The sequence below is a fragment of the Legionella geestiana genome (assembly GCF_004571195.1).
GTDB classification, from domain to species: domain Bacteria; phylum Pseudomonadota; class Gammaproteobacteria; order Legionellales; family Legionellaceae; genus Legionella_B; species Legionella_B geestiana.
This window is the reverse complement of the sequence record NZ_CP038271.1, coordinates 363795-380925: the sequence shown is the minus strand read 5'-3', so window position 1 is coordinate 380925 and position 17131 is coordinate 363795. Positions and strand designations below refer to the sequence as shown.

Here is a 17131-nt window from a genome sequence, read left to right as displayed (position 1 = left end):
GCACACGGCGTTAATTATATCTATGGTTCCGGGCAAATCCGCGTGGTCTGTGCGGTGTTGCAGGTCTGTGATGTGTCGCTTCAGCCCGGTGAGCAGGTCAATAACCTTAACGTGGGTGACCCCCGTTTTACGGTGGAGCCCGCGATTACCGGCAATGGCGCCAGCCAGCGTCTGCATCTCCTTATCAAGCCGCTCGATGTGGGGCTTGATACCTCACTGGTCGTGACAACCGACCGCCGTACCTATCACTTTCGCCTGCGCTCCACCCGCAATGAGTTCATGCCCTATGTCTCTTTTACTTGGCCCGATGAGGCGGAAGCCAAATGGGCGGCGATTCGCCTGCGCCAACAGCAGGAGAAGCATGACAACACCCTTCCTGAAACCGGGGAATACCTTGGTCGACTGCACTTTAATTATCGCGTAGTCGGGCGCGCCCGCTGGAAGCCGGTACGCGTTTACAACGATGGCGTCAAAACCATCATTGAAATGCCAGGAGCGATGCAGCAGACGGAGGCCCCGAGCCTGCTCGTGATGAAAGGGCGCGGCCTGTTTGCAAAGCCCGAAACCGTGATGGTGAATTATCGCCTTCAGGGCTCACGTTTCATCGTGGACAGCGTGTTTGACAAGGCTGTTTTAGTGGCAGGTGCCGGTCGCGGTCAGGAAAAGATAACCATTCAGAGGTGCGCATGATGAACCAGATGGCTTTGTTGTTGATGCTCGTGATGCTTGGAGGCTGCAGTGCGCGCGTGTCGAATGCCCCGGGCACGGATGTGATGGCACGGGATACGGTGACCGCCCTTAAAGCCAGTTATCCGCCGGCGCGTACCCGCTTGTGTGTGACCAAAGCGCCAAAGGATGCGTTTGCGAAAAACCTTGTGACCGCTTTACGCCAGCAGGGGTATGCCGTGGCCGAGCAGTGTGATGGCAAGACGACGCCGATTGCCTCACATCTTTTTACCAACGGAAACCGCGCCATGGTCAGCGTCCAAGTGAATGACAAACGTTTTGCGCGCGCCTTTAATACGCAACAGGAAACACCGGCAGCCCTTGGGGTCTGGACTCGGGGGGAGCTGTCCCATGCAAGAGGATAATGCGCTGCTTTCCCCTGAATGCTCACCCTCAACCCTCAAAGCAGCAGGCGTGCGCCGGGTGAACAGCCTGCCGGTCGTGATGGCCGCAGGCGTCATTCTGCTCTTTGCTCTGATAATTGCCATGGTCGCGGTCAAGCGCGCACAGGCCCAGCAGCGCGTGGAGGCACCAGAGCCGTATAAGGCCTCGAGCGCCTCCACGCGCTCAACGGCACGTATGGCCGATGAAGTCATCCATGGGCGCAGCGGTGGCATGATTGAGGCGGTCAAGCCCGTTGCTGTTCAAGAAACCCCGGTGCTGGAAGTGCCGGTGGCGCTTATTGATAACCCGGATGTCCCGCCCGTCCCGTCGGTCCCGGACGATGGCAGTGAGCTCGAGCGCATTCGCCAGGAGAAAGTGCGTTTCTTTGAAGAAGCGGTCAGGGCGAAGACCGGGATTGAGGCGAGCTTTAGCGCATCGACGAGTACTAATGCGAATACCGCACAGAATCCCGCATTGTCGCCGAGCGACACTACGGCCGCGTTTCAGGAGCAGCTTCAGATGGTGCGTGCCGCGATGAACGGCAAGGAGTCTGTGGCACTTGGTGGCGTGGAGGATGCGAAGCGCTGGGAGCTGCACTCTGAGACGCAGGCCCCGCAGACGCCCTATGAACTCAAAACCGGCGCGGTGATTCCGGGCGTCATGATTAGCGGCATCAAATCCGAGCTTCCAGGGCAAATCATTGCTCAGGTGTCGCAGCACGTCTTTGACACGGCCACCGGGCGTTTTCTGCTTATCCCGCAGGGAACGCGCCTTCTCGGGGTGTATTCCAGTGAAGTGGCCTATGGTCAGAGCACGGTGCTTATTGCCTGGCAGCGCCTGATTTTTCCCGATGGCAAGACGCTCGATATCGGCTCGATGCCGGGGACAGACAGCGCCGGTTACACGGGCTTTCACGACAAGGTGAACAACCACTATGCGAGAACCTTTGGTTCGGCACTGCTGATGTCCGGCATTGTTGCGGGTGTGAGCCTCAGTCAGAACCAGAATGACAATGGCCCGTTTGCACAGCCCAATGCCCAAAGCGTCATGAGCCAGGCACTTGGGCAGCAGCTTGGGGAAGTGACGGCACAGATGATTGGAAAAAACCTCAACATCGCACCCACGCTTGAAATCCGCCCGGGCTATCGCTTCAACATCATGGTGACCAAAGACCTGGTGTTTGAAAAACCGTGGAAACCCTTTGACTACCGTTTCAGGAGCGCTTCATGAACATGAACCCAAAAACAGGCTTCACACTCACGTTTTCCCTGCTGCTCGCATCGGGCGTTTTTGCGGCCGGCACGCCGGTGTTTGATTATGCCAATCTGATACAGAACATCCGTATTCTGCAGACAGAAACCGAGCAATATCGACAGCAGTTGTTGCAGTACAAGGCGCTCATCGCCAACACCTCATCACTCGGGCGTTTTAACTGGGATGATGCAAGCGGCACCATCACGCAACTGCTGAACACCACCGATACCATCAGCGCGTACAAAAGTCAGGCGGGCAGTCTGCAGCGTTACCTCGACACCTACCAGAGCAGCAGTTACTACCAGAATCACCCCTGCATGCGCGGTGCCTGCACGCCCGAGCAACGGCGCGCACTTGAGCAAAGCCGCCTTGACGCGTCCAATGCCGAGAAGAAAACCCGCGATGCGATGATGCACGGGCTCGATGCACAGCAGCAGACGCTGGCGCGCGATGCCAGTCGCATCCGCACGCTGCAGCAGCAGGCAGCGGATGCAGAAGGGCAGAAACAGGCGATTCAGGCCGCTACACAGCTCGCCAGCAGTCAGGCGAATCAGCTTTTACAAATCCGAAGCCTGATGGTGGCAAGCCAGGCGGCGGAAGTGACGCGGGAAGCGGAGCGCGCCAACCGCGAAGCCATGGAGGCCGCCGCTGATGCCCGTTTGCGGGCGGGGACTTTTCACAAGAGCTCGGGTAAAAGCTGGTAGTGCCATTATCACTAAGGAGAAACCATGAAAAAAATCATCACTGTTACCTGTGTACTGCTGGCACTTGCCGGCTGCGAAAGCGAGCAGGCGAAAGCGGCGCGCATTGCGGCTCTCACCTGCGCCGATTCCCCGGAAGGTCGACCACTTGAGGAACGCCAGGCCATCGCCGACGCGTGTTTCAAGCGCGGCACTTTCCGAAAAAGCTCCGGCAAGTCCTGGTGACATCATGAAAAAAGCTATGATTGCAGGGATGCTGCTGATGCTTGCGCCGCTCGCGCATGCCGGGGTCGACAGTGCTGATTTGTTTGACAGTATCCTGAGTCGCTTTGAAAGCACGGCTTCCGGCTGGGCGGGGCGCATGAGCGCTTACGCATCATGGCTTTTCTGGGGGCTTGCGCTTATCAGCATGGTCTGGACCTATGGAATGATGCTGTTAAGGCGCGCTGACATTCAGGAGTTTTTTGCCGAAACCCTGCGCTTTTTTACCGTGCTTGGCTTTTTTTACTGGCTCGTTGAAAACGGGCCAGCGATTGCCATCGCCGTGATAGATTCACTCCGGGAGATTGCCGCCAATGCCTCCGGGCTTAACCGGCGTGTATCGCCCTCCGGGATTGTCGATATCGGTTTTGAAATCTTCTCGCGCGTGGTGGACGCGTCAAGCATCTGGTCGCCTGCCGCCACCACAGTCGGGCTGCTGATGGGCGGCATTATTCTCGTGGTGCTGGCACTCGTTGGCGTTAACATGCTGATGGTGCTTATTTCTGCCTGGTTCATTGTTTATGGCGGGGTTTTTCTGCTCGGCTTTGGCGGCGGGCGCTGGACTCAGGAAATTGCCATTCAGTATTACAAGACGGTGCTCGGCATTGGCCTGCAGTGTTTTGCCATGATGCTCCTGATTGGGGTCGGGCGCTCCTTCATTGACCAGTATTATGCCGCGATGAGCGCAGATGTGCTCCTCAAAGAGCTTGCCGTCATGCTGGTAGTGGCCATCATTCTTTTGGCGCTCATCAACAAAATCCCTCCGATGTTCTCGAGCATGGTCAGCAGTGGCTTTCACGGCGGCAGCGGTGTCGGACTCGGAACGGCAATGGCCGCCGGCGGCATGGCGGCGGGTGCCCTGCAGATGGGCATGCAGGCCGCGAGCGGCGGGGTAGTGCATCTCGCCGGTGGCGCGTCAGCGCTTCAGGAAGCGTACCGTGCCGCTCAAGGCAGTCTGACGGACACCGGCAGCCGTGGACTTGGCGGCGCGTTTGCCACTACTGCACAGTTCACGCAATCGATGGGGTTGCATCTGGCGCAGGGAGTATCGCAGACGCTTCAGTCCAAAATGGAGAGTGCCCGCGAGGGCGTGAGTGCGCGCGTATCCGAGACCTTTGGCGGTCAGGTAGCAGAGGCGATTCGCGCAGAAGTGGCACCTGAGAATACGCTGTCTGGAAGTCCTGATTCAGCGGCTGAGGCGGAACGCTTCCACCACAACCATCCTCAGGAGGCGTGAGCATGGTAGCAGACATGCCTCTGCAGGCCCTGCAAAACGAACGCATTGTCTGCGCGATTATGGCGGCCGTTAAATACGGGGTGCCCGCCAATATCATGCTCGCCCTGGCCGAGAAGGAGGGCGGAAAGCCCGGACTCTGGTCGAAAAACGCGAACGGCACGTATGACGTTGGCAGCATGCAGTTTAATACGCGCTACCTGCAGGATTTGGAAGGGTATGGCATTACGCCCGAGACAGTAGCAAAGCCCGGATGCTACGCCTATGACCTGGCCGCGTGGCGCGTACGCGGGCACCTGCAAAAGGATGGTGCCGACATCTGGACCAATGCCGCCAATTACCACTCCCGAACGCCCAAGTACAACGGCATTTACCGCGCGGATTTGCAAAAGAAAGCGGGAAAATGGGCCGTGTGGCTCGCGGCACGTTTTACGACGGTGCCCGTTGATGGCCTCTACACGCCTACCACACGCATTCGCGCCACCACGGCTGTGGTGAAACCCCCCGTTTGGAGTCGTCGCCCGCTCCTCACTGCTGAAGAAGTGCTGACGCGCACCTTTGGCGCGCCCCGGAGACCCGTCTGATGAAAACCGACCGAACCATCGGCACGCGAGGTGTGGCGCGCAATCCCACAGGCACTTTGCCACTTGCGCTGACCGTACTGGCTTCCCCCCTTGCCGGGATGATGGTGGCAACGCTCTATCTCGCCATACGCCTGCATCAGTCCTCCTGTTACCCCTGGAACTATCTCCTCTGGCAACACCTCTGGCGTGCCCATTACCCGAATATTTTTCGTGTGGCCGACAGCCTGATGCTGGTTGTGGTCAGTCTGGTGCTGTTCGTGTGTTTTCTCGCAAAAGCCAGCCGTCAGAGGCTGCATGCCAACGAAAACCTGCACGGCTCGGCGCGCTGGGGTTCGGAAGCCGATTTGAAAAAAGCCGGATTGCTGGGGAACCAGGAAGGGGTGTATGTAGGAGCGTGGGAAGACCGCCGCGGACAGCTCCATTACCTGCGCCACAATGGACCCGAACATATCCTCACTTATGCGCCCACCCGTTCGGGCAAGGGCGTGGGGCTCGTCATCCCTACGCTTTTGTCATGGCGGCATTCAGCGGTCATCACCGATTTAAAAGGCGAACTCTGGGCGCTGACCGCGGGCTGGCGCAGGCAGCATGCGCACAATCAGGTTATCCGCTTTGAACCGGCCAGCCTCACTGGAGCTGCATGGAATCCGCTCGATGAAATCCGGGCGGGTACGGAAAACGAAGTCGGTGACGTGCAGAATCTGGCAACGCTGATTATTGACCCGGATGGCAAGGGGCTCGAAACCCATTGGCAGAAAACCTCTCAGGCACTGCTGGTGGGGTTTATCCTGCACGGCATTTACAAACTGCGGCATGAAGGCCGCGAGGCAACGCTCCCAGGCATTGACAGCATGCTGGTGGACGCGGACACCAACATCGCGAATCTTCTGATTGAAATGATGCAGTACCCGCACTGCAACGGTACCCCGCACCCGGTGATTGCAGCCTCCTCCCGCGACATGACCGACCGGCCGCCGGAAGAAGCGGGTTCGGTGCTTTCCACCTTGAAATCCTATCTTGCGCTGTATCGTGACCCGGTGGTGGCCAAAAACGTGTCGCGCTCGGATTTTCGCATTAAAGACCTCATGAACCACCGCCATCCGGTGAGCCTCTACATCGTGACCCAGCCCAATGACAAGGCGCGCCTGCAGCCGCTCGTGCGCATCCTGCTGAACATGGTGGTGCGCCTTTTGGCCGACAAGATGGAGTTTGAGCAGACGGCAGAGGGGGTCAGAACCAAAAAGACCTACCGGCATCGCCTGCTGTGCATGATTGATGAATTCCCAAGCCTTGGGCGGCTTGACATTCTGCAGGAGTCACTTGCCTTTGTCGCGGGCTATGGCCTGAAGTTTTACCTCATCTGTCAGGACATCAACCAGCTGAAAAGCCGTGAGCGCGGTTATGGGCCGGATGAGACGATTACGTCCAACTGCCACATTCAAAATGCCTATCCGCCGAACCGTGTGGAAACGGCCGAACACCTCTCCAAACTCACCGGGCTTACCACCATTGTCAAAAAGCAGTTGACCCTGAGCGGCAGGCGTTTTGGCGGTCTTGAGCAGCGCTCTGAAACCCTTCAGGAAGTGCAGCGACCATTGTTGACAGTGGATGAGTGTCTGCGGATGCCGGGGCCTGAGAAAAATGCCGCAGGCGATATTACAAAAGCCGGTGACATGGTTATCTATGTCGCGGGCTTCCCCGCGATTTATGGCAAACAGCCGTTGTATTTCAAAGACCCGGTTTTTGCGGCGCGCGCCGCTATTGCCGCACCTGCAGTATCCGATGTGCTGCACCCGCGCTTAAGTCCAGAGGAGGAAATCCGACTGTGAAAGCGCTCCTTTTAATCAGTGTGGCCGTGTTTGGCGGCTTATATGCGGCAGGGCTTCGTGTTAACACGAGCCCAAGCATTCCAGTAGGCGTCTATCGCCTCACCGATGAGGCCATTACGCGCGGGCGCTATGTTCTCCTCTGCCCGCCCGACACGCCGCTCTTTCAGGAAGCTAAACGCCGAGGCTATGTGCCTGCGGGATTTTGCCCTGGCAATCTTGGGTATCTGATGAAACAGGTTGCAGCAACTGCCGGGGATGTGGTGAGCCATACGCCAGAGGGGCTGAACGTGAACGGTGTCTTGCTGCCGGCAAGCAGGGAACTTCCTTTTGACGGGGCACAAAGACCCCTTCCGCACTGGGAGCCATCACATTACCCACTGAAAGACGACGAGCTTCTCCTGATGACCGACCAGAGCGCCTTATCCTTTGACGCTCGCTATTTCGGAGTGCTCAGGCAGCAGCAGGTGCGCCATGTCATCACACCGGTTTTAGTCTGGAGAAAAACAAACGAGGCCCCATCATGAGACTTTTTATTGCAGAAAAACCCTCCGTGGCACGTGCCATTGCCACAGAGCTTGGGATTAGCGGCAAGGAAGAAGGGGCGCTGCACTGTGGGCGCGACAAAATTACCTGGTGTTTTGGGCACATGCTGGCCCTGGCCGAGCCGGATGCCTACACCGGTAATAAACGCTGGAGCATGGACGAGCTGCCGATTATTCCAGAGCAGTGGATAATTACCCCGAAGGTAGACGCCAAAAAACAACTGCGGGTGATTGAGCGGCTCCTCGAGGAGGCCACAACGGTTGTTAATGCCGGTGATGCCGACCGCGAAGGACAGTTGCTGGTGGATGAAATACTCACGCATTTCAACTGTAAAAAACCGGTACTGCGTTTCTGGGTGGCCGCTCACGATGCGGTATCCCTGCAGCGAGGGCTTGCCAATCTCAAAGACAATGCCCAATACCAGGGGCTTGGCAGGGCAGCACTGGCACGAAGCCGCGCGGATTGGCTTATCGGCATGAACTTAAGCCGCGCCTATACCCTGAAAGCGCGCCAGAGTGGAGTGCCGTCACTGGTGACGGTCGGGCGTGTTCAAACCCCGACGCTGAAACTCGTGGTTGAGCGTGACCGTGAGATTGCGGCCTTTGTCGCAATGCCGTTTTATGGCCTCAAGGCGACAATGGCGCATCAGGGGACGACGTTCATTGCGACGTTCAAGCCCGCAGAGGACATGCCGGGCCTCGACAGCGAGGGCCGGCTTATTGATAAAGCACTTGCGGACCGCCTTGCCGCGCGGATACAGGGTCGTACGGGTGCAGTTGTGCGTTATCAGAAAGCACCTAAATCGCGCATGCCGCCGCTGCCCTATACGCTTTCCGACATCACCCTCGAGGCCTCCAGCCGGTACGGTCTTGGGGCGTCTGAAGTGCTTGCCATCTGCCAGACGCTCTATGAAATCCACAAGCTCACCAGTTACCCGCGAACAGACTGCAGCTATCTGCCGGAATCACAGTTTGCGGATGTACCGGATATTTTGCATGCCTTGAAGGCCGTGAACCCGGACATGCTCGCCCTGATTGAAGGCGCCAGCCCCGCCATCCGCTCGCGCGCCTGGGATGACGCTAAAGTCAGCGTGCATTTCGGCATCATCCCGACGCGACAGGAAGGCTCGAAAGCGGCACTCAGTGGACCTGAGCGTCAGGTCTATGAGCTGATTGTCCGCCGCTATCTCGCGCAGTTCTACCCGCCCGAGCAATACCTTGTGACAGACATTGATATCGCCGTTGAGGAGGCCGTCTTTACGTTGCAGGGCAGAACGGTTCTAGAGCCTGGCTGGACGGTCGTGAATGCACCGACCACTGACGCCGCAGCCCCGAGCGAGGACGAGCAGGTGCTTCCCGTGCTGCAGGTGGGGGATGTTGTTGGTTGCAGCGCCTGTATCCGGGTGGATGCCAAAACCAAACCTCCGGCACGTTACACCGAAGGCACGCTGATGCGCGCCATGGAAAACATTCATCGGGCAATCACCCATCCCGAGCACCGAAAAATGCTGAAAGACGGTGACGGTATTGGCACCCCGGCCACCCGCGCAAGCATTCTTTCTGAGCTCCTGCGGCGTGAGTTTATTGCGCATCACGGCAAGCACCTTGTGAGCACAGCGCTCGGACAGGGAATTATCGATGCACTGCCGGAGATGGTTAAAAGCCCGGTATTGACCGCGGTGTATGAGCGCGCATTGCAGGCAGTGGAGCAAACACCCGATGCACTGTCTGATTTCCTGAGTCATCAAGTGCAGTTTGTGCGGGATGAAGTGGCACGCGTGCAGCAGAGTCGTCTTAACGTTTCAGCACTTGCATCCCTTCATCCCTGTCCACGCTGTGAGAAGCCACTGATGCAGCGCAAGGGTGCGAAAGGATTCTGGTGGGCGTGTTCCGGCTACCCCGAATGCCGCGAGACGCTCAAAGACCACAAGGGAAAACCCGTTCATTTGACTGGAGGTAAAAAACCATGAGCAACGAGGAGATGCAACGCTACACCGCCATAGCGGAAAAGTACGATGACCTGAAAACGCTGGGCTTTATCGCCGAATTCAGCCCTGAGGAGGCAGAGCTTGCCGGAGCGTTTCAGGAAGAGGCGCTGAGTGCGGAAGAGGCGCTTGAAAGCACGCCCGATGGCCTTGATGCAGGAGAGGTGCCATGAGCAAAACGGCCTACCATGAAAGTGTCGCACAAAAAATCATTGAGCAGCTGAAACAGGGCACGGCTCCATGGCTTAAGCCATGGAAGCCCGGAGAGCCTTCCCGACTGCTGCCGGTGAACCCGACAACCGGCAAGCGCTATCGTGGTATCAACGCGCTGCATCTGATGAGCCATGAGTATGGCGATAACCGCTGGATGACTTACAGGCAGGCTCAAGGCCAGGGCGCACAGGTGCGAAAAGGCGAGAAGGGTACCACCATTCAGTTCTGGCAGTTCCATGATGACACAGCGGAAAAAGATGAGAACGGGAACGGCGTTAAAGTGCGTCTTGAACGTCCACGGGTGTTTTTTGCGACTGTATTTAACGCCACACAGATAGACAACCTGCCGCCACTGCCTGCACCGCAAGCGCCATGGGCAGAACTTGACAGGGCAGAGGCCATCCTGCTGGCTTCGGGGGCCAGGCTGAACCATACGGAAGTTGACAGGGCCTATTATCGCCCGGCTACCGACAGCATCCATCTGCCGGCAAAAAATCAGTTCAGTGAGGCGGCGCATTACTACGCCACCGCGCTCCACGAACTCGCCCACTGGACCGGCCACCCCTCGCGCCTTGACCGCGACCTCGCTCATCCCTTTGGGAGTGAAGGCTACGCCCGCGAAGAACTGCGCGCGGAAATCGCAAGCCTGCTGCTCGGGGATGAGCTGGGTATCGGCCACGACCCCGGCCAGCACACCGCTTACATCAAGTCGTGGATAAACGTGCTCGAGAACGACCCGCTCGAAATCTTTCGTGCGGCAGCCGATGCCGAAAAAATTCAGACCCATCTGCTCTCACTTACCCAAACACAGGAACACTCCCTTCAAACCATGGAAGAAAGACCGCAGGAGACGCCTGCCATGCAATCCGTATCTCAGGAGAAAACACGGCTCATTATTCCCTATGCGGAAAAAGACCGCGCCAAACAGCAAGCCGGTACACTCCCCGACGGCAAGCCTGCCATCTTCTGGGACAGGCGGGACAAGTGCTGGTATGCAAACGCCCGCGCTCCCCTTGATAAGCTCCAATCGTGGCTGCCCGCGAATCAACCGGTATCCTTGCCGCCGGCGGTCGATATTCAGCGCGAATTCACCGACACCCTCGAAAGCATTGGCTGTATTGTCAGCGGCGCACACCCGCACATGGATGGCAACACGCACCGGATAGTGGTGGAAGGCGATAAACCCGGGCAAAAATCGGGCTTCTACATCGCCCATACCGACGGTCTGCCCGCGGGCTACGTCAAGAACAACCGCACCGGTGAGGAGGCGCGCTGGAAAAGTAAGGGCTATACGCTGACTGATGCGCAAAAGTCACAGCTTACTGCAGAAGCCGTGGCCAAACGGCAACAGCGGGAGGAAAGCCTCCGGGTGATGCATCAGCAAACCGCGACGCGGATTAAGGAGAAGCTGTCAACGCTGGTGCCGGTAACCACGCCCACCCCGTACCTGAAAAAGAAAGCCGTACCGCCGTTTGCTGGTATTTTCACCGACACCGACGGTAAAACCACCTGCATACCCGTCATCGATAAAGACGGAAACATCTGGAGCATGCAATACATTGCCGAGGGCGGCACCAAGCGCTTTGCCAAAAACAGCCGTAAAGAAGGCTGCTTTCACGTGCTGGGCGGGCTCAACGCTTTGGCAAAAGTACCTGTAATTGTCATCGCCGAAGGCTATGCAACAGCTGCGACTCTCGCAGAGGCCACAGGTTTTGCCACGGTTTCCGCGTTTGATGCAGGCAACCTGAAACCCGTTGCCAAAGCGCTGCGGGAGCGATTCCCTGATAAGCCTATCCTGATAGCGGGTGATGATGACCGGGAGCTTGAGAAGACGAGGCAGGTGAATCCCGGTAAAACCCATGCACTGGAAGCGGCTGAAGCTGTTGGTGGGCGTACAGTCTTTCCTGCGTTTTCAGCAGATTGCAGTGCCCGGCACACTGATTTCAATGATCTTTGTGGTGTTGGAGGGTCGGGTAAGGGTGAGGTCAGGCGTCAGATAACGTTTGCGATTCAGGAGATCGTTAAAGCGAAGAAATTGGCAGGCAACCAGTATTGCAGATTGCTGTAAGATAGCGAAGAAGATTGCAATGCCACGTAATGTATGATGGCATTGCAAAGTCTGGGCAATCAAATTGTAACCTACCGGCAGGTACTTTTAATGCAAAAGAAGCGGTCGGAGCCATAAGAGTTATTGACTATTTTATTCGGGCAGGCATATTTTACCCTGTAAATATAACTGACAGGAACCAGCCATAAAAACCCGATTTCCCTTTATATGACAAAAGAGTTCTCCTTGGCGTTTAAGTCCTTGGACAGCACGAAAAGTCTGTTTGCCTGATTGTTCGCTCCAGTAAGGGGCGATTACACAATGTGCAGAACCGGTTACTGGGTCTTCCGGCACATCACAACCGGGATAGAAACAGCGTGAATAAATGTCGCCAGTTTGAGTCTGTGCAGAAAGTATTAATCCGCGGCATGGCAGCTTCGCCAATCGCTCCAAATTCGGTAAGGCGTTCCTGACAGCCTGCTCATTTTTAAGGATAACCAGAGTATCAAACGTACTTTCAAAGACTTCGACAGGCTGCATCCCGATAATACTTATCAACTCCGAAGAGGGTGTAACGAGGGTAAACGGAAGAGCCGGGAAATCCAACTCCAGTTTATCTTCTTTCTTTCTGACGCAAAGCGCACCGCTTTGACTGCTGAAGTGCACCGCATTAGCAGCAGGCTCAAAATACTCAAGGATAATAAAAGCGCTGGCGAGCGTAGCATGGCCGCACAAAGCAACCTCGGTATTAGGAGTAAACCAGCGAATGTGGTAAACATCATTATCTGGAACAAAAAACGCGGTTTCCGAGACATTATTTTCCGAGGCAATAGACTGCATCAGCGCATCGGGGAGCCACTTTTCCAGTGGACATACTGCGGCTGCGTTTCCATCAAAGAGCCTGGAGGCAAAAGCGTCCACCTGAAAAATAGGTTGTTTTTTCATGAAAATCCCAGTTAATTCCAATCTGTTGGTAGTAAACGGACTGTATCTTCCGCAAGATGCAATACCCGGGAAGCTACTGTTTCCTGTAGATGGTTGTTCATAAATTTTACGTAGCATGACATCCCTGCAGGCTTTTAGAGCCTCTCGCATATCCTCCCAATGCTCATTTGCGGCACATAAAAATCAGGGTGTTGAGAGGTATACACTTACCAACTCCCTGCTAGATGTACATCCCGAAATTTCCATGATGCGAGCCAGTGTGCCCTCAACGGTTCGATGTGAAATGCTGAGCTGTTTCGCAATGTTTTTCGCTGAAAGCCCTTTGGCAAGGAGCTTCAGGCATTTGGTCTGCTGACAGGAAAGCTCAACGGGAGTATGTAACAGGCGATGAAAAAGTACAATGCCGGACTCATGAGCGGCATTCCTGTTTTGATTTTTTTTTGCTCCGGATTCCTCGATGATGGTGCGGATATGTTTTTCGATGGCATTGTCACAGGTATCGATAACAAGCGCTGCATTTTTTTCATACAAATCGTCACGCTGTCTATGAAGTTTATCAAAGAGGATGGGCAAATCAGCTTTCGGGTACAGCGGCGGTACATGACCTTGGCTTCGCTCGATCTGAACGGGTATGTCCGCTTTGAGATATACCACAAACTCGTTGGTGAGCAGGGCGCGTACGCTTTCGAGACAGATGATGTGCGGATCAGTATTGATGATGCAAAACTTTTTTTCAAACTGTATTGCGAGCATGTCACGTTCAAACTGATAAAAGGGGTTGTTGTGGTCAGTGCCCATGATGTCATCGATACAGCGGCCTGAGCGATGCTCCAGTTCAAAGTCGGTGTTGATAAATTCCCAGCCAAGGGCTTCAGCCAGTTTACGGGCAACCAGGGTCTTGCCGGTGCCAGGATGTCCTGTGATAATGATGCGTTCTATGGGGGGCATGGCTTTCTCGGTCTTCAGGGCTTGATGACAGTATAGAATTTGTTTATATCCAGAACAATACGTAGTACTACGTGTCATTTTCGTGCGAGCCGGAGGTTGTCGTAACAGCCCCCGCCTGTCTATACTTTTTTACCGTATCCGTGAGGCATATGCGATGCTTATCATTAACGAAACGCTGGTGCGCCGTCTTCTGGACAGCCAATTTCCTGAGTGGAAGGATTTACCGGTTCGTGCAGTTGCCACAAGCGGCTGGGATAATCGTACATTCCATCTGGGCGAGCATATGCTGGTGCGTCTTCCCAGTCACACGGATTATGCGCTGCAGGTTGAAAAGGAGCAGCATTGGCTGCCGCGGCTTCAACCCCATTTGCCCCTTTCAATCCCTGAACCATTGGCGCAGGGCAGGCCCGAACACGGCTATCCATGGACATGGTCGGTGTATCGTTGGATTGAAGGAGATACTGTTGCGAGTGTCACCATCAGCGACTGGCACGATATGGCAGTACGTCTTGCAGGCTTTCTTCGAGCCCTGCAGGGGATCCATGCTGATAATGGCCCCGTGGCCGGCGTGCATTCTTTCAGGCGGGGCGGTTCACTGCGGGTCTATGATGCAGAAACGCGTCATGCGCTGGAAGTTCTGGAAAGTACCATTAATACCCGGGTGGTGCGCGAAATCTGGGAGGCGGCACTGAAAACGTCTTGGGATGCAACGCCTGTCTGGGTTCATGGGGATATCAGCGCCGGTAATCTGCTGATGCGTAATGCTCATCTTGCCGCAGTCATCGATTTTGGTCAGCTTGCAGTCGGCGATCCTGCGTGCGATATGGCAGTTGCCTGGACGCTTTTTCCGGAAGAAAGTCGTGCTGTTTTTCGTCAATGCCTTGGTTACGACCGTGGAACATGGTTGCGTGCGCAGGCTTGGGCGCTTTGGAAGGCGATGATGTATATCGTCAATGAGCAGACAGATATGAATTTTGAGGCGAGAAAGGCCTTGGTGACCATTGAGTCCATCGTGCAGGACTATCGAAAAGGGGACTGTTTCCAATGAACACCGCAGCGCACCCATCATGCCGTTTGATGAGCCTGAAGGCCATGAATCTGAACCAAATGATGTGAGAGCAGGTAACGTGTTATGAACAATAAAATTCAAGTGAGGCGTTATCAAGATGGTGATGCAAATTTTTTAATCAAAATTTATTACAACACCATACATACTGTGAATGCTAAAGATTACACTGAACAACAGATTGAGGCTTGGGCTCCATGGTCTTCAGTACAAGATTATAGTGGGTGGCAAGAAAAACTAGAAAAAATTAAACCGTTTGTTGCGCTGATAAACGATAAAATAGTAGGCTTTGCAGAATTTGAGCCAAATGGCCATATCGATTGCTTTTATGTCCATCACGAGTATCAAGGTTCTGGGATTGGCAGTGCACTCATTCATGAGATTGAGAAAGAAGCAGTAAATAAATCAATTTCTCGAGTCTATGCAGAAGTCAGCATTACCGCAAAAATGTTTTTTGAAGCAAAAGGGTTTCAAGTTGTAAAACAACAGACTGTTATGATTCGTGGTGTAGAGTTGATAAATTTTGTTATGGAGAAGCGCTATCTGAACGTAAGGTTCCTTTCAGCAGACGATATCCCCATTCTTGTGGGAGCGTTTAATGCTATTGGCTGGAGTAAGCCTTCTTCATTATTCGAACAGTATTTAAAAGAATCAGAAGCAGGTGTGCGGTTCATTTGGGTGGTCTTTATTCATGATCGGTTTGCTGGATACATCACTCTGAAATGGCAATCACAATACGAGTTCTTCGCGAGGGACCACATACCAGAAATCATGGATTTGAACGTGTTGGCATCTTTTCGCAAGACTGGAGTGGGCTCAATGCTTCTCGATATTGCAGAAAAGGAAGCCGCCACTAAAAGTAACCTTGTTGGTATTGGTGTAGGACTTTATGCTGGTCACGATGGTGGCTATGGCAGCGCTCAAAGACTGTATGTCAAACGCGGCTATGTACCTGATGGCAAGGGCGTTACTTACAATTACCAGCCTACTGTCCCCGGAAACAGCTACCCACTCGATGATGACTTGGTGCTTTGGTTTACGAAGAAATTATGATGAGAGATTTTATGACGGTACCCTATAGACCTAGTTGGAATGATTGCGATTCTTAATGCAGTTCGATACGCTGTACTTGAGGCATTAGAACTAAAATTCAACAGCGAATTACCAGAGGTGGTCCCAGATGTTGTCCGAATTATTGGGACCATCTCTTTTCATGAGGTAACGATGGTAATCTCCCTTCACAGGTTGCATTTGCTACCCCAATGTGACCGAATAATTTGCCTGTCTCACGGCAAAATCATCGCAGATGGTGAGACTGTAAAGTTACTGAACACCGACGGCCCAGTCAGGGAGCTTTGGCAGAAATACCAGTCGCATGCGCTGAAAAGGCGGCATTAAATCGCGTTTAAAAACGAGCGCAAACATCCAGCGACAGAACCGGGTCGCTCTTCCTGAACGGTTCGTGGCTGTGCCATGGTGGCGTCATACATATGCTGATAGCCAAGTGCTGCGAAAACGCCAAGGAGTTTGTTCGAAAGCGTCAGTGCATGCAGCAGAACCTCTTCCGAATGCAGGTCTTGCCATGGCAGGATAAACCTGCGCTGCAAGGATGCGTATATGTCATCGCCTGGTTGTATTTTGTAAAAGTACGTCAGATTCCACAAACAACCGCTCAGGGAAAAGAAGGGATGGGATATGACAGCCTCTCCCCAGTCAATCAGGCTAATCCTGCCGGTTTTTCTCTCAATCACCATATTATTTTCATGAAAATCACAGTGATTCAGGGTTTCTGGAATGTGGTAACGGGATAATGCCGCACACAGTGCGCGACAGGTATCTGAAGCACGGTGAAGTTGTGTGATTTCTTTTCGGGAAAGGCCATCCTTCAGTAACAGATCTTCCCGTGCGATTAGCTCCTGATAAAGCCGGGGAATTTGATAGAGCCGCCAGTCTGGCAAGTTCAGGGTTTGCATCTCGAAGATGCTGTGTTCCAGTCTGCGCTGGATGTTGGTGTATTGCATAACGCCGTGAGCAAGCAGATCAGCATCCACCTTCCCGTGAAAATAATCCCGCAAGGGCACATCGCCACAAGCGCGCGTTAAAAAACTATACAGTGACTCATTGTCGCTGACCAATACCGGAATGGACGTGTGTCCCTCGTTGCGCAGCCAGGCGATAGTCCGCGCTTCAGTATAGAGTTGCGGCGGTGTTTGTTTCAGGTAAAACGTGCCTTGCGGAGAGGTTATCTGCCAGACTGTCGACCAGGCTGTTTCAACGACTGTATAATGATCGGGCATGTTACCGCCATGGTTTTTTTTCAGATAGTCCAGCGCCCATTGCAAGGCAGGATCTGATTCGACTTTTGTGTGCTTCATGGTTTGTTGTTTGAAAGGTTCAACGAAAGTATAGAAT

General features: G+C 54.4%; 16 protein-coding genes and 1 pseudogene. 14 read left to right on the top strand and 3 right to left on the bottom strand.

Features of this window, described 5'->3' with window-relative positions; all coding sequences use genetic code 11:
- Positions 1–9: 9 nt before the first annotated feature.
- The 12 genes and pseudogenes from trbG to E4T54_RS01580 all read left to right on the top strand — a co-directional run.
- A pseudogene (gene trbG / locus E4T54_RS01635) lies at positions 10–690 on the top strand (P-type conjugative transfer protein TrbG); the annotation flags it as partial.
- Positions 687–1091, top strand: a complete 405-nt coding sequence (locus E4T54_RS01630) for a hypothetical protein (protein WP_028386511.1) — start codon at positions 687–689, stop codon at positions 1089–1091. The pseudogene trbG and the gene E4T54_RS01630, both read left to right, overlap by 4 nt.
- On the top strand, positions 1078–2340 hold the full coding sequence (locus E4T54_RS01625) for a TrbI/VirB10 family protein (protein ID WP_028386512.1): 1263 nt from the start codon (positions 1078–1080) through the stop codon (positions 2338–2340). Before E4T54_RS01630 ends, E4T54_RS01625 begins: the two co-directional genes overlap by 14 nt.
- A complete protein-coding gene (trbJ, locus tag E4T54_RS01620) occupies positions 2337–3068 on the top strand; it encodes a P-type conjugative transfer protein TrbJ (RefSeq protein WP_338011249.1) in 732 nt (243 codons plus the stop codon). The genes E4T54_RS01625 and trbJ overlap by 4 nt, the downstream gene beginning before the upstream one ends.
- A gap of 24 nt (positions 3069–3092) precedes the next feature.
- Positions 3093–3290, top strand: coding sequence for an entry exclusion lipoprotein TrbK (gene trbK, locus E4T54_RS01615; protein WP_028386514.1), 198 nt, complete (start codon positions 3093–3095; stop codon positions 3288–3290).
- Between the two features lie 4 nt (positions 3291–3294).
- Positions 3295–4563 (top strand): P-type conjugative transfer protein TrbL, encoded by a 1269-nt coding sequence (gene trbL, locus E4T54_RS01610; protein ID WP_028386515.1) that lies wholly within the window; start codon positions 3295–3297, stop codon positions 4561–4563.
- Positions 4564–4565: 2 nt separating this feature from the next.
- Entirely contained in the window at positions 4566–5144 is a 579-nt protein-coding gene (locus E4T54_RS01605; RefSeq protein ID WP_051550916.1) for a lysozyme family protein, read from the top strand.
- A complete protein-coding gene (locus E4T54_RS01600) occupies positions 5144–6973 on the top strand; it encodes a type IV secretory system conjugative DNA transfer family protein (protein ID WP_035902261.1) in 1830 nt (609 codons plus the stop codon). Before E4T54_RS01605 ends, E4T54_RS01600 begins: the two co-directional genes overlap by 1 nt.
- Positions 6970–7497 (top strand): conjugative transfer signal peptidase TraF, encoded by a 528-nt coding sequence (gene traF / locus E4T54_RS01595; protein WP_028386517.1) that lies wholly within the window; start codon positions 6970–6972, stop codon positions 7495–7497. Before E4T54_RS01600 ends, traF begins: the two co-directional genes overlap by 4 nt.
- Entirely contained in the window at positions 7494–9485 is a 1992-nt protein-coding gene (locus E4T54_RS01590) for a DNA topoisomerase 3 (RefSeq protein WP_028386518.1), read from the top strand. The genes traF and E4T54_RS01590 overlap by 4 nt, the downstream gene beginning before the upstream one ends.
- Positions 9482–9673, top strand: coding sequence for a hypothetical protein (locus E4T54_RS01585; protein WP_035902263.1), 192 nt, complete (start codon positions 9482–9484; stop codon positions 9671–9673). Before E4T54_RS01590 ends, E4T54_RS01585 begins: the two co-directional genes overlap by 4 nt.
- On the top strand, positions 9670–11781 hold the full coding sequence (locus E4T54_RS01580) for a zincin-like metallopeptidase domain-containing protein (RefSeq protein ID WP_028386519.1): 2112 nt from the start codon (positions 9670–9672) through the stop codon (positions 11779–11781). The genes E4T54_RS01585 and E4T54_RS01580 overlap by 4 nt, the downstream gene beginning before the upstream one ends.
- Positions 11782–11913: 132 nt before the next feature.
- On the opposite strand, the gene E4T54_RS01575 is transcribed toward E4T54_RS01580, so the two are convergent.
- Both E4T54_RS01575 and E4T54_RS01570 read right to left on the bottom strand, forming a co-directional pair.
- Positions 11914–12705, bottom strand: a complete 792-nt coding sequence (locus tag E4T54_RS01575; RefSeq protein ID WP_028386520.1) for a PhzF family phenazine biosynthesis protein — start codon at positions 12703–12705, stop codon at positions 11914–11916.
- 183 nt (positions 12706–12888) lie between these two features.
- Complete coding sequence (locus tag E4T54_RS01570; protein WP_028386521.1) at positions 12889–13653, bottom strand: LuxR family transcriptional regulator; 765 nt, start codon at positions 13651–13653, stop codon at positions 12889–12891.
- A gap of 154 nt (positions 13654–13807) precedes the next feature.
- Here E4T54_RS01570 and E4T54_RS01565 point away from each other — a divergent pair, with 154 nt between their 5' ends.
- Together E4T54_RS01565 and E4T54_RS01560 are read left to right on the top strand one after the other, a co-directional pair.
- Positions 13808–14701 (top strand): aminoglycoside phosphotransferase family protein, encoded by an 894-nt coding sequence (locus E4T54_RS01565; protein ID WP_035902264.1) that lies wholly within the window; start codon positions 13808–13810, stop codon positions 14699–14701.
- An 84-nt stretch (positions 14702–14785) separates the two neighbouring features.
- Positions 14786–15772, top strand: coding sequence for a GNAT family N-acetyltransferase (locus E4T54_RS01560; protein WP_081776753.1), 987 nt, complete (start codon positions 14786–14788; stop codon positions 15770–15772).
- A gap of 341 nt (positions 15773–16113) precedes the next feature.
- On the opposite strand, the gene E4T54_RS01555 is transcribed toward E4T54_RS01560, so the two are convergent.
- Positions 16114–17094 carry an aminoglycoside phosphotransferase family protein gene (locus E4T54_RS01555; protein WP_028386525.1) on the bottom strand — a complete coding sequence of 327 codons (981 nt, stop codon included), beginning with the start codon at positions 17092–17094 and terminating at the stop codon, positions 16114–16116.
- Positions 17095–17131: the final 37 nt, after the last annotated feature.

Excerpts from the sequence above, each read along its gene's own strand:
- E4T54_RS01565 (WP_035902264.1), top strand. The coding sequence starts at position 13,808 with ATGCTTATCATTAACGAAACGCTGGTGCGCCGTCTTCTGGACAGCCAA.
- E4T54_RS01570 (WP_028386521.1), bottom strand. The coding sequence starts at position 13,653 with ATGCCCCCCATAGAACGCATCATTATCACAGGACATCCTGGCACCGGC.
- E4T54_RS01625 (WP_028386512.1), top strand. The coding sequence starts at position 1,078 with ATGCAAGAGGATAATGCGCTGCTTTCCCCTGAATGCTCACCCTCAACC.
- E4T54_RS01600 (WP_035902261.1), top strand. The coding sequence starts at position 5,144 with ATGAAAACCGACCGAACCATCGGCACGCGAGGTGTGGCGCGCAATCCC.
- E4T54_RS01585 (WP_035902263.1), top strand. The coding sequence starts at position 9,482 with ATGAGCAACGAGGAGATGCAACGCTACACCGCCATAGCGGAAAAGTAC.
- E4T54_RS01560 (WP_081776753.1), top strand. The coding sequence starts at position 14,786 with ATGAACAATAAAATTCAAGTGAGGCGTTATCAAGATGGTGATGCAAAT.
- E4T54_RS01630 (WP_028386511.1), top strand. The coding sequence starts at position 687 with ATGATGAACCAGATGGCTTTGTTGTTGATGCTCGTGATGCTTGGAGGC.
- E4T54_RS01580 (WP_028386519.1), top strand. The coding sequence starts at position 9,670 with ATGAGCAAAACGGCCTACCATGAAAGTGTCGCACAAAAAATCATTGAG.
- E4T54_RS01555 (WP_028386525.1), bottom strand. The coding sequence starts at position 17,094 with ATGAAGCACACAAAAGTCGAATCAGATCCTGCCTTGCAATGGGCGCTG.
- E4T54_RS01590 (WP_028386518.1), top strand. The coding sequence starts at position 7,494 with ATGAGACTTTTTATTGCAGAAAAACCCTCCGTGGCACGTGCCATTGCC.
- trbK (WP_028386514.1), top strand. The coding sequence starts at position 3,093 with ATGAAAAAAATCATCACTGTTACCTGTGTACTGCTGGCACTTGCCGGC.
- E4T54_RS01605 (WP_051550916.1), top strand. The coding sequence starts at position 4,566 with ATGGTAGCAGACATGCCTCTGCAGGCCCTGCAAAACGAACGCATTGTC.
- trbL (WP_028386515.1), top strand. The coding sequence starts at position 3,295 with ATGAAAAAAGCTATGATTGCAGGGATGCTGCTGATGCTTGCGCCGCTC.
- E4T54_RS01575 (WP_028386520.1), bottom strand. The coding sequence starts at position 12,705 with ATGAAAAAACAACCTATTTTTCAGGTGGACGCTTTTGCCTCCAGGCTC.
- trbJ (WP_338011249.1), top strand. The coding sequence starts at position 2,337 with ATGAACATGAACCCAAAAACAGGCTTCACACTCACGTTTTCCCTGCTG.